A 15,249-nucleotide genomic window follows, 5' to 3' on the forward strand; every position below is an offset into this window, starting at 1 on the left:
TTCAATCATGACCAATAGTTCATGCATGGCCCATCGGCCCGGCAAGGCCGGGCGCGTAAAGGCTGGCCCGAAACAGGGCGACAGCGCGAACGATGACCAGACCCATATTCTTCGATCCCACCGGCCGCAGGGGACTTTGGGCGCGGCGCCTGCTGGCGGGCGCGCTGCTGTTGATCCTGCTCGCCGCCATCGCCTTCGCCACCACATTGGTCGCCGTGCCGTCGGAAGGCGACCTCGCCCTGCCCCTGCCCCAGCCGCATGCGGCCCGCCTGTCGGGCATCTCCTCGCTGCGGCGCGACATCGCCAAATGGCTGCCGCATTGGGGCAAGCATCGCGTGCAGGCCCGTCCGCTGAACGTCGGTTTCTATATGCCGGGCGATGAAAGCAGCATCGCCTCCCTGCGCCGCCATGTCGGACAGCTCGACTGGGTGGTGCCGGCCTTGATCACCGCGCCCGGTCCCGGCAAGCCGATCCATGTCGCGACGGACGCGGCGTTCGACCGCATGATCGCCGCCATGCCCCGTCCACCCAGGGTGCTGCCCATGGTGCAGAATATCGGCAGCGAAAGCTGGGACGGCGCGGGCGCGGCGCGGCTGTTGCGCGATCCCGCAGCGGCGCTGGCGCTTGCCCGGCAGCTGAGCGGCTATGTCGCCCGCCGCCATGAGGCGGGGCTGGTCATGGACCTGGAATCCCTGCCGGACAGCGCCATGCCCGGCTATCTTCGCTTCCTCCGCATATTGCGCGCCACCCTGCCGCACGGCGCGAAGATCGCGCTCACCGTTCCCGCCGGGGAACAGGGCTGGCCGCTGGCCCGCTTCGCCGCCGTGGCGGACCGGGTGATCCTGATGGATTACGACCAGCATTGGCAGGGCGGCCAGCCCGGTCCCATCGCCGCCCAGGACTGGTTCGCGCGGCAGGCGGAGGTCGCGCTGCGCGCCATCGGCGCGGACCATATCATCGTCGCGCTCGGCAGCTATGCCTATGACTGGCATGGCGGGACCGCCGACGCGCTGTCGCTCGATGAAGCCTGGCTCGCCGCGCATGACAGCGCCGCGCGCCCGCTCTACGACGCGGCGAGCGGCAATGCGGGCTTCGCCTATGACGAGGCGGGGCAGCGGCATCAGGTCTGGATGCTGGATGCCGCCGCGAGCTGGAACGAGCTGCTGGTGCTGAAGCGCCTGGGCGTCCAGAGCGTCGCGCTGTGGCGGCTGGGCAGCGAGGACCCGGGCATCTGGGCGGATCTGACCGCCTGGCGCACCGGCGGCCGGCCCAGGCTCGGCACCGTGGCGAGCACGCTCAACACCGATGTCGAGGGGTCGGGCGAGATCCTGCGCATCACCGCCACGCCGACGCAGGGCCATCGCGCCGTCGCCTTCGGGCCGCTGGGAACGATTGAACAGGAAAGCTATGGCGCGCTGCCCACCCCCTATCAGGTGGAGCGCACCGGCGGGCAGAACCGCAAGATGCTGGCCCTGACCTTCGACGATGGGCCGGATGCGGAATGGACGCCGAAGATATTGAAGGTGCTGGAACGGACCCGAACGCCGGCGACCTTCTTCGTGATCGGGGAAAATGCGCTGGAGCATCCGGGGCTGCTGCAACGAATCGTCGCTGACGGGGACGAGATCGGCAATCACACCTACGACCATCCCAACCTCGCCACCTGGTCGGAGGAGCCGACGCGGTTGCAGCTCAACGCCACGCAGCGGCTGGTGCAGGCCTATACCGGGCGCAGCATGCGGCTGTTCCGCGCGCCCTATTTCGGGGATGCGGAGCCGACCACGGCGGACGAGCTGGGCCCCGCGCTGGCGGCGCAGAAGCTGGGCTATACGGTGGTCGGCCTGCACGTCGATCCCAATGACTGGCAGCAGCCGGGCACCGACGCCATAGTGCGGCAGGTGATCGATCAGGTGCATGCGGCCAGCACCGAGCGCTCCGGCAACATCATCCTGCTGCACGATGGCGGGGGCGACCGGTCGCAGACCGTGGCGGCGCTGCCCCGCATCATCGCTGGACTGAGGGCGGAGGGCTATCGCTTCGTGCCGGTGTCGCAGCTTGCCGGGCTGCCGCAGCAGGCCGCCATGCCGCCGGTCAAGGCCGGCGACCTGCTGGCGGTGCGCGTCGACGTCGCCGCCTTCGTGGCGCTGGCGACGCTTTCGGCGCTGCTCGGCTGGATATTCTATGTCGCGATTGCGCTGGGGCTGGCGCGGGCGGTGCTGATGACGCTGCTCGCCTGGTTCCAGGCGCGGCGGGGACGCCCTACACCGCCGGACTATCGGCCCAGCGTGTCGGTCATCATCCCCGCCTATAACGAAGCCCGCGTGATCGAGGCTTCGGTGCGCCGCGTGCTGGCCAGCGACTATCCGGGCCTGCAACTGATCGTCGCGGATGATGGGTCTAAGGACGCGACCAGCGCCATCGTGGCGCGGGCCTTTGCCGACGATCCGCGCGTGACGCTGCTGACGCTTCGGAATGGCGGCAAGGCGGCGGCGCTGAACCGGGCGCTGCGCGATGCGACGGGGGAAGTCGTCATCGCGCTCGACGCCGACACCCAGTTCGAGCCGCAGACGATCCGCCGCCTCGCCCGCTGGTTCGCCGATCCCGCGCTCGGCGCGGTGGCGGGGGATGCGCGGGTAGGCAATCGCGTGAACCTCGTCACTCGCTGGCAGGCAGTCGAATATATCACCGCGCAGAATCTGGAGCGGCGGGCGCTCGCCGGCTTCGATGCCATGACCGTGGTGCCCGGCGCGGTCGGCGCGTGGCGCCGCGCCGCGCTGGACGCGGTGGGCGGCTATCCCGAAGATACGCTGGCGGAGGATCAGGACCTCACCATCGCGATCCAGCGGGCAGGCTGGCGCGTCACCTACGATCCCGAAGCCGTCGCCTGGACCGAAGCGCCCGAAAGCTTCCGGGCGCTCGCCCGGCAGCGCTACCGCTGGGCCTTCGGCACGCTGCAATGCCTGTGGAAACATGGCCGCATCCTGCGCGAACGGCGGCCGACGGGGCTGGCATTGGTCGGGTTGCCGCAGGCCTGGCTGTTCCAGATCCTGTTCGCCGCCATCTCCCCGCTGATCGACCTGGCGCTCGTCACCTCGATCCTGGGCACCATCGTCCGGGTGAACCAGCATGGCTGGGCGCAGACCAGCAACGATGTGTGGACCATGGCGCTATACTGGCTGGCCTTCACCGGCGTCGACATCCTCTGCGGCTGGGCCGCCTATGCGCTCGACAACCGGGACATGCGCTATCCGCCGCATCTGCTGGTGGCGCAGCGCTTCGTCTATCGCCAGATCATGTATTGGGTCGTGGTGCGCGCCATCGCATCGGCCATTGGCGGCTGGGTCGTCGGCTGGGGCAAGCTGGAGCGGACGGGACGCGTCGCCGTCCACGAAGGCGCGGCCCCGGCATGAACAAAGCTTAACATGACATGGCGGCGCCCATGGATCATCCTTCCGCCCATGAAAGCGGGTGCATGGACAGGCAGAGGCTGAGCCACGCGGCATCGGGCGTCCTTCTGGCGGCGCTGGCGCTTTGCGCGCTGGTCATGAGCGGCGCCTTTTTCCTGCACGTGCGCCATGCCGGCGACGACCGGATGGAGGTGGCGGCCGCGCAGGCCCGGGCCCTGCCCGGCATCACCCTCAGCAACGGCATGCCGGCGGGATCGGGCGTGGTCGTCACCAGCATGGAAACCGACGGCCAGGCGGCGCGCCTGGGCATCCGCGTCGGGGACGGCGTCGTCAGCCTGGACGGCATGCCGATCCGCTCGCTGGATCAGGCCGGCGCCTATCTGCTACACCATCCCCAGCCGAGGATCATGCTGGGGCTGAAACATGCGGACCATATGCGCGTGGTGATGCTGGACCGGCCGGAAGGGGAAAGATGAGCCACAAGATATTGGTGGTGGAGGACGACGCGGCGACCGCCGCCTATGTGGCCAAGGGCATGGGCGAGGCGGGCTTCACCGTCGACCGGGCGGACAATGGCCGCGACGGCCTGTTCCTGGCGAGCGACGGCAGCTATGGCGCGATCATCCTCGACCGGATGATGCCGGCGATGGACGGCATGGCGATGCTGAAGGCCCTGCGCGCGGCGGCGATCGAGACGCCGGTCATCATCCTTTCCGCCCTCGGCACGCCGGAGGACCGGGTGGAAGGACTGACCAGCGGGGCGGACGATTATCTGGTGAAGCCCTTCGCCTTTGCCGAGCTGATGGCCCGCGTCCAGTTGCTGCTGCGCCGGGGCGGCGGCGGCAGCGCGGTCGTCACCCATTTGCGGCACGGGGACCTGGAGATGGACCTGCTTTCCCGCCGGGTGAAGCGCGGATCGCGCACCATCGACCTGCAACCGCGCGAGTTCCGCCTGCTGGAATATTTCCTGCGCCATCCCGATCAGGTGGTGACGCGGACCATGCTGCTGGAGGGCGTCTGGGACTATCATTTCGATCCGGGCACCAACGTCATCGACGTGCATGTCAGCCGCCTGCGCCGCAAGCTGGACGAAGGCGGGGACAAGCCCTTGCTGCATACGGTGCGCGGCATGGGCTATCGGCTGGGACCGGAGAGTTAGAGCCGATCGACATTCAGATGATGACGAGCCGTAAATGGTGGTTTTCCGTGGCCCGGAGCGCAGCCTACTCATGGTATGTGAGCACCGGAAGCACGGAAAAGCGTCATTTGCAGGCCGTCAGGGCTGAATGCCGATTGGCTCCAGGGCGTGCGGGACGGCGTCCATGACCGCTTCCGGCCATCCTAAGACCCTCCCCTCCCGCCGCTGGTTCGGCTTTGCCCGTTCGACCATCGGGCGCTTCGTCGGGCTGGCCTTCCTCTGCCAGTTCCTGGTGACCGGCGGCGTGCTGCTGTTCGTGCAGCAGGCGAGCCAGCGCACCGTCGTGGCCGCCGACCGGCAGGCGGTGGAGGATGCCCGCGACGACCTGCTCGCGCTCCATCGCAGCGGCGGGACGGCGGCCCTGCGGTCAGAGATCGCCCGGCGTTTCCGCGCCATAGAGGGGGAGCGCGCCGTGCTGCTGCTGACCGACAGGGCGGGACGGCCCGTCAGCGGCAATCTGGGCGCGTGGCCCGCCGGGCTGGCGGCAGACGGGCGCTGGCAGATCATGTCGCTCTACCGCATCGGCCGCGACGCGCCGGAACCGATGGGCGTCATTCCCGTGAAGCTGCGCGGCGGCGGGCAATTGCTGACCGGCATGGTCGTTTCCAACAGCCTGCAACTTACCCGCATCTATGAGGAGGCGCTGACCGTCGCCTTCGTCATGAGCCTGGTGCTGGCGCTGGGCATCGCGATCATGCTGGGCCGCATATTGGCGCGGCAGGTTTCCGACATAGCGGAAACCGCCAACGACGTCGCCGTGGGCGCGCTGGACCGGCGGGTGCCGACCGATGGCAGCGGCGACGCCTTCGACCGGCTCGGCCAGTCGATCAACGCCATGCTGGAACGGATCGACGCGCTGGTGACGCAGCTTCGCATGATGACAGACGGCCTTGCCCACGACCTTAAATCCCCGGTGACGCGGCTGATCTCCGTGGTCGAGCAGGCCAGCGCCCAGACGCGGGACGACACCGCGCTCGATGCCTTGGAAAAGGTGCATCATGAAGCGCAGACGCTGCGTTCCATGTTGACCACGGCGCTGCTCATCAGCCGGACCGAGGCGGGCTTCGGGGGCGACCAGCGGCGCGACACCCATGTTGCGGAATTGCTGCGCGACGTGGGCGAAATCTACGGCCCGCTGGTGGAGGATAGCGGCTTTGCGCTGGCCATTTCCGCGCCTGACGCGCTGACCTTTCCGCTCCATCGCGAACTGGTGAGCCAGTCGCTCGCCAATCTCATCGAAAACGCGCTCTATTATGCGGAAAGCGGCGACCGCATCGAACTGAGTGCGGCGCTCGAGGGTGGCGACCTTCTCATCGCCGTGGCGGACAATGGCCCGGGCATCCCGGCGGAGAGCCGTCCCGCAGCCTTGAAGCGCTTCGGCCGGCTCGACCCGGCGCGCGGCAAGCCGGGATCGGGGCTGGGCCTGTCCCTGGTGGAAGCGGTGGCGCGGCTGCATCATGGCATGGTGACGCTGGCGGATAACGGTCCCGGCCTGAAAGTCCTGCTGACCCTGCGCCGACCGTGAAAAGCGCATCCCGGGCAACGGCCTGAAGCGTGCAGTTCATCCGACCGCCGCCCGGGATGACAGCCGTTGCCTTGCTTGGAGAGTATGACAACGTTGTCTTTCCGCTCTAGACCGTTACCGATGCCGGATCAAGGACAATTTTCACGGCTCCCCGCGACCATTTTCCCTGATTTACGTACCATATTTACGATTCCGGCATGAATATCGGCGTCTGGCGGTGCCGTTATCCGGGTAAACGTTGTTTCCTCCATCGGCCTTCCATGGCAAGACCGGTGCATGACCGTCCTTTCTTTCGCTCAGCCCCGCTGATGCCCAGCATCCACGACGTTGCGGCACTGGCCCGCGTATCGATCAAGACCGTCTCCCGGGTGGTCAACCAGGCGCCCAATGTCAGCGAGGAGCTGCGCGAAAGGGTGACGGCGGCGATCCGCCAGCTTGGATACCGGCCCAACCAGTCCGCGCGGCGGCTGGCGGGCGGGCGATCCTTCATGATCGCCTTCCTCTACAACAATCCCGCGCCCTCCTATAATGGCGGCATCCAGTCGGGTGCGGCGAACCGGTGCCGGGACCTGGGCTATCATCTGGTGGTGGAGCCGATGCCGCTGACAGGGGAAGAACGGTTCGCCATTCTCGACCGCCTGGTCGCGGCATTGCGGCCCGATGGCGTCTTCCTGGTACCGCCCCTGTCGGACGACGCGCAATTGCTCCAGCGGCTGTCCGAACTGAAGCTGCCCTGCGCCCGCATCGCCGGATCGGTGATGGCGGAAAGCTTCAACATCCCCACGCCGGAGCGTGCGGCCGGCCGGATGATCGCGGATCATCTGATCGGCCTCGGCCATCGCCGCATCGGCGTGATCACCCCACCCGCCAGCCACAAGGCGGCGATGCAGCGCGTCGAGGGCTTTCGCGACGGCATGGCCGCGGCGAACCTGCCGCTGGAGGAGTCCCTGTTCGTCGAAGGCGCCTTCGATTTCGAATCAGGCATAAAGGCTGGCGAGCATCTGCTGTCCCGAGGCGAGCGCCCCACCGCGATCTTCGCGACCAATGACGACATGGCGCTGGGCACGCTGACCGTCGCGCACCGGCTGAAGCTGCGCGTGCCGGAGGACCTGTCTGTTGTCGGTTTCGACGACACGCCCGCCGGCCTCACGGCCTGGCCGCCCCTCACCACCGTCAGCCAGCCGCTGGAGGCGATGGGCAGCGCCGTGATCGACGCGCTCGCGGGCGGCTCCGCCGACGCGCCGCACTTCACCTTCAGGCTGGTGCAGCGCGATAGTTCCGGCCCGGCGCCGGGCCGGGGCATGAAGCCGGCAGGCGGCGCCTCCAACCTTTCTTAACCATGTCCATGTATGATTCGTCCATCAGATTGGGGACGAAATGAGCGTAGAAGCCAAATTTCCATCCGATGGTGCAAAGGAATTGCGGCTGGCCGAGGGCGACGGGCGGCAATGGTTCCACCTACCGCGGCGAATGCTGGTCGGCGGCCTTCTGCTGGTCATGGCCGTCGCAGTGCTGGTGCGCAGCTTTATCTTCACGGCGGGTTACAATACCACTTTGGTGGCGGACATGGGCCTGGTCAGGGCGCCGATCTCCGGCGAAGTCGACCGGCTGGGCGCGAACGTCGGCGACCGCGTGACGCGGAACCAATTGCTGGGGAGCTTCGCCGCGCCGGTGGGCCTGTCGGCGGCCGTCCGTGCCGGATCGGAAGATGTGGACCAGCTCAAGGCGAAACTGGCCAGTATCGACGGCCGGATGGCAGCCCTCAGGGCTGACGCCGACCATATCCGCCGCGAATCGGGCGTCTACCGATCTGAAAAGCTGGTGCAGATGGATGCCGTCGCGGACGAAAGCTCCGCCCAACTGTCGGCCGCGCAGGCTCGGTTGGCCTTTGCGCAGAAACAGTTGGACCGCACCCGCGCCCTCGCCGGCCGCGGCTTCATCAGCGCAGCCGGACTTGAGAAGGCGGAACAGGATCAGCGCGCCGCCCTGGCGGACAGGAATGCGGCGATGGCACGCCGACGCACGAACCTGATCGAGGCGCATGCCGCGGGCCAAGGGCTGTTCCTCAACAACGGCTACAGCAATGTCCAATATTCGACCCAGCGGCTGAGCGATCTCAATCTGGCGTTGAGCGAATTGCGGGGCGAGAGGGAGAACTTGACCGCAGCGCTGGCCAAGGCGCAAAAGCTGAGCGGCGATGGCAAGGCCGGCGCCATGCGGCGGCTGCAGCTTCCGTTGCAGGCGAGCATCGACGGCCGGGTCTGGGCGAAGGTCGCCGCCCCCGGGGAGTCGCTGCGTGAAGGCGATCCGATCTACATGCTGGCCGACTGTTCGTCCTTCTTCGCCTATTTCACCGTGGGCCGCAGCGCCTATAGCAGGCTCACCATCGGTTCGCCCGTGACGTTCATCGCCTTTTCGAACGGCGATCGCTGGCCGGGAACCGTCGTCAACATGGGGGTCAGCGATCCGTCCCAGCTCCGCGTCACCAGCCATGTCCCCAATCCCGCCGCAGGCGAATATCTGATCGGCGCGCGGATCATGCTGGACGCGAAGGGCAAGAAGCAGTGCCCGGTCGGCACGGCGGGCCGGGTGGTGCTGTAACGCGGCCATGAACCCCGCCGAGATCCCGTCCTATTTCTGGGGCCTCGCCACCCTTGGCCTCTGCCTGCTGATCTTTCCCAAACTCAGGCCGGCCAACCCGCTGCATCGGCTGATCGTCAGCGGCGCCGCGATCGGATCGATCCTGATCTACATGACATGGCGCATGGTCGCCACGCTCGACCTGGACACGCCCGGTTCCGCCCTGCTTTCGGTGGGCTTCTTCATGCTGGAGGTCTGTTCCACCCTAGGCGGGGTGCTGGTGCTGGTCGTGCTGACGCGGCGGCGCGACCGACTGAAGGACGTCAGCGGCAACATACGCTGGCTGCATGTCAACAGGCCCAGCGCCGCGATCTTCATCTGCACCTATAATGAAGATGTCGGGATTCTCGACCGCACGATTACCGGCGCCCTCAACCAGAATTATCCGGCGAAGGTCTTCCTGCTGGATGACGGCCGGCGGCCGGAGGTGGAGGCGCTGTGCCGCCGTCGCGACGTGGAATGGCTGACGCGGCCGGATAATGCTCATGCCAAGGCCGGCAATATGAACGCAGGCCTGGCGACACTGGCCGCGCGTGGCGAGATGCCGGATTTCATCGCCATATTGGACGCGGATTTCGTCGCCCTGCCCAATTTCATGTCCCATTGCGTGGCCCTGTTCCAGGACCCGACCGTGGGGGTGGTCCAGACGCCGCAGCATTTCTTCAACCCCGATCCGCTGCAACACAGGATCAAGGGGCATCTGGACCTGCCCGACGAACAGCGCTTCTTCTTCGACACCTTGCTGCCGGCCAAGGACGGATGGGGCACCGCCTTTTCCTGCGGGACGTCGTCCGTCGTCCGCACCGCCGCGCTTGCCAAGATCGGCGGATTCCCGACCGACAGCATTACCGAAGACATGCTGCTGTCGATCCGCATGAAAGAGCATGGCTTCGTCACCGCCTATCTGAACGAAAAGCTCAGCCTTGGCCTCGCGCCGGAAGGGATCGGCGAATATTGCACCCAGCGCATCCGCTGGTGCATCGGCGCGATGCAGATCATGCGCAGCGCCGACGGCCTGTTCTCGCGCAAGGGCCTGGGCTGGATCGACAGGATGAGCCTGCTGGAAACCCTGCTCTACTGGATGGGCAGCTTTCCCTTCCGCCTCGCCTGCCTGCTGGTGCCGATCCTCTACTGGATGACGGGCCTCACCATCATGGATGCGCCGATCGGCGAGCTTGCGACATTCCTGCTGCCCCGCATCCTGGTGGAAGCCTTCGCCATCAGCTGGTATTCCAACGGCCGGATACTCCCGCTTCTGACCGACACGTCCCAGTTGCTGGTCGCGCCGGAGATCGTGGCCGCATCCTGCCACACCCTGCTGTTCCCCGGGGAACGGCCGTTCAAGGTGACCAACAAGGGCGGCGACCGTTCCCGGACGGTGATCCACTGGAAATTGCTGTCGCGCTTTGCGGTCGTGCTTCTGCTGACCGTGGGCGGGATGCTGTTCGGCTATGGCTCGCCACTGGCGCCGACCTTCTTCTCGGACCAGAAGGGCATCGTGGCGTTCTGGAGCATGTACAACGTCCTCGTCTGCATCATCGCCATCATCGTCTGCGTCGAAACGCCGCGAAGGGCGGAAGAGCGGGCGCCCATCAGCGGAACGGCGCTTTTCAGTACAGGGGACAGCGCCACCCCGGTGCGGCTGCTCGACATTTCGTCGAGCGGCGTGGCCTTCGCCAATGAAGGCGGCTGGCGCATAGGCGACAGGGGCACGATTTCCATCAGGGAGCTTGGCGAGGTTCCGGCGATCGTCGCGCGCATCACGGATCGCGTCGTGGGGGCCAAGATCCTCCTTTCGCCCCAGCAGCAGGTGGCGCTCACGCATTTCCAGTTCGCCGGCGACCGCATGCGCACGCCGGACGTGTCCACGCTCGGCAGCGTCCTGGCCCTGATCAGAGGTCTTGCGCTGAACTGAGCGGAGGACCGCTTCCGGCAAAGCCATTCGAACCCGCGGGCAGCAAGGGTGGAACCTCCGGCAAGGCCCGTCCTCCTTTGCGTCTCTCCTCACTTCCCGAAACGGAACATCGCTGCTGCGCGACGGTTTGCTTGCGAGATCATCGGAGGCAAATCGATGAAGTCCGGCCGCCAGACTGCAAAATTGCTGAAGGTCATCGCGGTCCTGATAGGCGTTGTCGGCACGGCCAACCTGATCGGCGGCATCTGGCTCGCCTCATTGGGCGGCAGCCCCTTCTATGCGGCCGCGGGATTGACGATGCTGGCCAGCGCCTTTCTGCTCTGGAAGCGGCGCGCGGCCGCCCTGCATCTGTTCGCGGCGCTCGTCCTCGCCACGATGGTCTGGGCCTGGGCGGAAATCGGCGTGGACTGGTGGCCGCTCGTTCCGCGCGGCGACCTGATCTTCCTCTTCGGCCTGCTGCTGATCCTGCCATGGACCGTGCGGCGCCTTGCGCCGGCTGGGGGATGGGTGCGAAACGCCGGCCCCCTGGCGGTGGCGCTGGCGATCGCCGGAATCTTCGGCCTGGCCGCGCTGATGCGCGACGTCCACAATCTCGACGGCACGCTTCCTGGCCCGCGCAGCGCGATCGCGGCGGAGCCGAACGCAATGCCCGATGATGACTGGCAAGCCTATGCCCGAAGCTGGCGTGGCGACAAATTCTCGCCCCTGACTCAGCTCACGCCCGCCAATGTCGGCAAGCTGGAGGTGGCGTGGCAGTTGCGGACGGGCGATCTCAAGCGCTCGGGCGATCCGGGCGAGACGACCTATGAAATGACCCCGATCAAGGTCGACGACACCGTCTATCTCTGCACGCCGCATAATCGGGTGATCGCTGTCGACGCGGAGACGGGCAGGGAGCGCTGGAGGTTCGATCCGCTGATCAGGACTTCGGCAAGGAACATGCAGCATCTCACCTGCCGCGGCCTTTCCTATTGGGATTCATCCCGCGCGGGTGCGAGCGCCGCCGACTGTCCCCGGCGCATATTCCTCGCCACGAACGACAGCCGCCTGATTGCGCTGGACCCGCGCACGGGCGCGCCGTGCCGCAGCTTCGGACGCGCCGGGACCGTCAGCCTGCTCCCGGGGCAACCTCATTATAATGGCGGCTGGTATCAGGTGACGTCCGCGCCCCTTGTCGCGCATGGCCTGGTCGTGACCGGCGGCGCGGTTTACGACAATATCTCCACCGACGTGCCCTCGGGCGTCATCCGTGCCTATGACGCGCTCACGGGCCGACTGGTCTGGAATTTCGATCCGGGCAATCCGGACAGCACCGCCCCGCTGGGCGCGGGCCGGCACTACACGCCCTCTTCCCCCAACAGCTGGAGCACGCCGGCCGCTGACGAGGCGCTGGGCCTGATCTACCTGCCGATGGGGATGGGCGCTGTCGACCAATGGGGCGGCAGGCGGCCCGCGACGACCGAACGGTTCGCCACTTCGGTCCTGGCGCTGGACATCGCGACCGGAAGGCCGCGCTGGGTGTTCCAGACGGTCCATCACGACCTGTGGGACATGGACGTCCCGGCCCAGCCGGCGCTGGTCGATCTGGACCTGCCCGGCCGCGGCCGGGTGCCGGCGCTGGTGCAGTCGACCAAGACCGGCAATCTCTTCGTCCTCGACCGCCGGAACGGCAAGCCCCTGTTCCCGGTGGAGGAGCGCCCCGTCCCGGGCGGCGCAGCGCCGGGCGACCGCCTGTCGCCCACCCAGCCCTTTTCCGCCATATCCCTGATGTCCGCCCCGGCGCGGGAAAGGGACATGTGGGGCGCAACCATGCTCGACCAGCTTTATTGCCGCATCCGGTTCAAGTCGCTCGACTATAAGGGGCCCTTCACGCCGCCCTCATTGCGGGGGACGCTGGTGTTCCCGGGAAATTTCGGCGTGATGGACTGGGGCGGCATTTCGATAGACCCGATCCGCCAGGCCGCATTCGCCCATCCCAACCATATCGCTTTCGTGGACAGGCTCATCCCCCGCGCGGAAATGGAGGACCATGGCGTACGGGGACCGGCGGGCGGCTCCGACCGGCGCGGATCGGACGAGCAGGGGTACAATCCCAATACGGGCGCGCCCTTCGCGGTCGACATGAACCCCTTCCTGTCCTTCGCAGGCCTGCCCTGCCAGTCGCCGCCATGGGGCTATGTCGCGGGCATCGACCTGCGGTCCGGCAGGAAGGTCTGGGAACATAAGAACGGCACGATCCGCGACGAAACCTTCCTGCCTATCCCGTTCAAGCTGGGCGTTCCATCGCTGGGCGGTCCGATGTCGACGGCAGGGGGGCTCACCTTCATGGCGGCGGCGATCGACAATTATCTGCGCGCCTATGACACGCGCACCGGCAAGGTGCTGTGGCGTGCCCGTCTTCCGGCCGGGGGACAGGCGACGCCGATGTCCTATCGGTCGAGGGCGAGCGGACGGCAGTTCGTGATCGTCGTTGCAGGCGGGCATGGCTCCCTCGGCACGAAGCTGGGCGATCATGTCATCGCCTATGCTCTGCCCAGACAGCCTTAGTTCCCCGGCTCGCTACGTCCGCGGGCACGGCGGGGCCCCGCCCGCCATGCCGCCAGCGGATCAGATCGGCGCTGGCGGCGACGGCAGCTTCCGAACGGCGCCCAGATAGTCCCGCTTCCCCAGGGGAACGCCGTTCGTCCGGAGAATGTCGTAGGCCGTGGAGGCATGGAAATAAAAGTTGGGCTGGGAGAAGCTGAGCAGGAAATCCTTGCCCAGGAAATCCCAGCGCAGCTTGTCACCGATGGTAAATGTCATCGGCCTGTCGCTCAAGCTTTCCACATCGGCAACTTGAAGTGCGCCAAGGGCGTCGGCCGCTTCCATCACCCTGGCGTTCAATTCCTCGAAACTGGCCGGTGGCGCCGCGATGTCAGGCGAGAAATTCCCGCGCTGAACGCCATGGATCGCGCCGATGGAATGGATTGCACAGCTTTTCACCTGATAGGCGAAGTCCAACATGTCGGGAGCGAGTCTGGCATGAAGCAGCCGTTCCGGGGGGAGAGACTGCGCATCGCAATAGGACTTCGCTTTCACAACCAGTCTCGAGACAGACTCCAAAATCTGAAGGCACCCCGGTACGAAGGCGTCGTAAAGCGTCATCATGGATCCTGAACCTTTTGACTGGCCACCGAATGGACCGGCAATGGCCGATCTGGCCAGGATCGGCAACCGCATCCTTCCCGGCAGCGTCCCACAAGGACTGGAGCGCCCGTGGACGATCGATCGCACCGGATGGGGAGCCCGGGGTTGAATCTCTGGAAGAGGCACCCGCCATCGCCGGGCGTGTATCAACCGATGAAAGCAACCCTTATCGGGCACAGCTAGCCCACAGGGAGCAGGCGGAACGATTTGCCGGAATTCAGCGACTTGAGGGATAATATGGCGGAGAGGGAGGGAACCAAACATTCTCTTCAAGTCTTTCATTTTGTTGAATTATTTTATCTATCATTATCCAGTATGCCCCCTTGAGTGCCCCCACTTTCACGGTGAATGGCTTCGGACGCTAAGGAAAGGGGTTTTATATCGTTCCGGGAACAGCTGCCGTTCCGCTGTCATCGTCACCTTTGTCCTGAAACTGAGGGAACAAGATATCTAAAGATCTCGGGGCTACTTAGCAGATAGACGTCTTTTAGTGGTCAGGACTGTCTCACTAATGTGCTACACTGATTTGCCCCCGAACGAGCTGCGTGCGGAAAATTACTCTCGGTCCTTCATCCATTTTGCAAGCTCTGGGCCTGAGGCGAAAAAGCGAGGGCTCTTCCCGCGCAGTCGCAGTGCACGTGCCTCGTCGATTTCCGAAATACGCGCTGCCGATGGGAGTGCTAGGTCGCGTTGACAAAGTGGATTGAACGAACTCGCTGACGCTCGACTGGTGCCTTGGGGCTGGCGGGAATGACCCCCTGGTGGGAGGATTTGGTTGCTGAAGACCAACCCCTCACCAGGAGTTCATCCCATGACAGACGTCACAGTAACGGTCAGCCCGCTGCGCCGTCGTATGATCGACGACATGAGCTTGCGCAACCTATCCCCCGCCACGCAACGTTCCTATCTGCACGCGGTGACGAAGTTCAGTCGCTATTTCGGGCGATCCCCGGACCGGCTCGGGCTGGAAGATGTCCGAGCCTTTCAGGTCTATCTGGTATCGCAGGGCATTTCCTGGGGTTCTTTGAACCAGATCGTATGCGCCTTGCGTTTCTTCTACGGCGTCACGCTGGACCGGGCGGAGATCCCGGAGCGGATCGTCTATGCGCGCATGCCGCGCAAGCTGCCGACGATCCTGAGCGCCGACGAGGTCGTGCGATTCCTGGAGGCGGTGCCATCGCTGAAGGCGCGCGCCGCACTGACGACCGCCTATGCCGCGGGATTGCGCGCTTCCGAAGCAGCAAGCCTGAAGGTCGCGGACATCGACAGCGACCGGATGGTGATCCAGGTCCACCATGGCAAGGGCGCCAAGGATCGTACGGTCATGCTCTCGACGCAGTTGCTCGGGATCCTGCGGACCTATTGGCGGCTCGCCCAC

Annotated in this window: 10 protein-coding genes; 9 read left to right on the forward strand and 1 reads right to left on the reverse strand. The window is 66.0% G+C overall.

The window, feature by feature from the left end; translation table 11 throughout:
• Positions 1–92 precede the first annotated feature (92 nt).
• From A8G00_RS10355 to A8G00_RS10390, 8 genes are all read left to right on the forward strand, one after another.
• Complete coding sequence (locus A8G00_RS10355) at positions 93–3,410, forward strand: glycosyltransferase (RefSeq protein WP_044661492.1); 3,318 nt, start codon at positions 93–95, stop codon at positions 3,408–3,410.
• A 29-nt stretch (positions 3,411–3,439) separates the two neighbouring features.
• A complete protein-coding gene (locus A8G00_RS10360; RefSeq protein ID WP_103000599.1) occupies positions 3,440–3,883 on the forward strand; it encodes a PDZ domain-containing protein in 444 nt (147 codons plus the stop codon).
• A complete protein-coding gene (locus A8G00_RS10365) occupies positions 3,880–4,566 on the forward strand; it encodes a response regulator transcription factor (RefSeq protein WP_025549336.1) in 687 nt (228 codons plus the stop codon). Before A8G00_RS10360 ends, A8G00_RS10365 begins: the two co-directional genes overlap by 4 nt.
• A gap of 271 nt (positions 4,567–4,837) precedes the next feature.
• Complete coding sequence (locus tag A8G00_RS10370) at positions 4,838–6,130, forward strand: HAMP domain-containing sensor histidine kinase (RefSeq protein WP_103000600.1); 1,293 nt, start codon at positions 4,838–4,840, stop codon at positions 6,128–6,130.
• 308 nt (positions 6,131–6,438) lie between these two features.
• Positions 6,439–7,467: a LacI family DNA-binding transcriptional regulator gene (locus A8G00_RS10375; RefSeq protein ID WP_044661491.1), complete on the forward strand. Its 1,029-nt coding sequence runs from the start codon at positions 6,439–6,441 to the stop codon at positions 7,465–7,467.
• Positions 7,468–7,507: 40 nt separating this feature from the next.
• Positions 7,508–8,731: an HlyD family secretion protein gene (locus tag A8G00_RS10380; RefSeq protein WP_238320054.1), complete on the forward strand. Its 1,224-nt coding sequence runs from the start codon at positions 7,508–7,510 to the stop codon at positions 8,729–8,731.
• 7 nt (positions 8,732–8,738) lie between these two features.
• On the forward strand, positions 8,739–10,685 hold the full coding sequence (locus A8G00_RS10385; protein WP_044661489.1) for a glycosyltransferase: 1,947 nt from the start codon (positions 8,739–8,741) through the stop codon (positions 10,683–10,685).
• A gap of 156 nt (positions 10,686–10,841) precedes the next feature.
• Positions 10,842–13,232 carry a membrane-bound PQQ-dependent dehydrogenase, glucose/quinate/shikimate family gene (locus tag A8G00_RS10390; protein ID WP_103000592.1) on the forward strand — a complete coding sequence of 797 codons (2,391 nt, stop codon included), beginning with the start codon at positions 10,842–10,844 and terminating at the stop codon, positions 13,230–13,232.
• Positions 13,233–13,292: 60 nt separating this feature from the next.
• Here A8G00_RS10390 and A8G00_RS10395 read toward each other — a convergent pair whose 3' ends face one another.
• Positions 13,293–13,904 carry a DUF1993 family protein gene (locus tag A8G00_RS10395; protein WP_229742491.1) on the reverse strand — a complete coding sequence of 204 codons (612 nt, stop codon included), beginning with the start codon at positions 13,902–13,904 and terminating at the stop codon, positions 13,293–13,295.
• A gap of 778 nt (positions 13,905–14,682) precedes the next feature.
• Here A8G00_RS10395 and A8G00_RS10400 point away from each other — a divergent pair.
• On the forward strand, positions 14,683–15,249 hold a 567-nt coding region (locus A8G00_RS10400; RefSeq protein WP_103000601.1), incomplete at its 3' end, for a phage integrase N-terminal SAM-like domain-containing protein.

The sequence above is a fragment of the Sphingobium sp. SA916 genome (assembly GCF_002894065.1).
Classification (GTDB): Bacteria; Pseudomonadota; Alphaproteobacteria; order Sphingomonadales; family Sphingomonadaceae; genus Sphingobium; species Sphingobium fuliginis.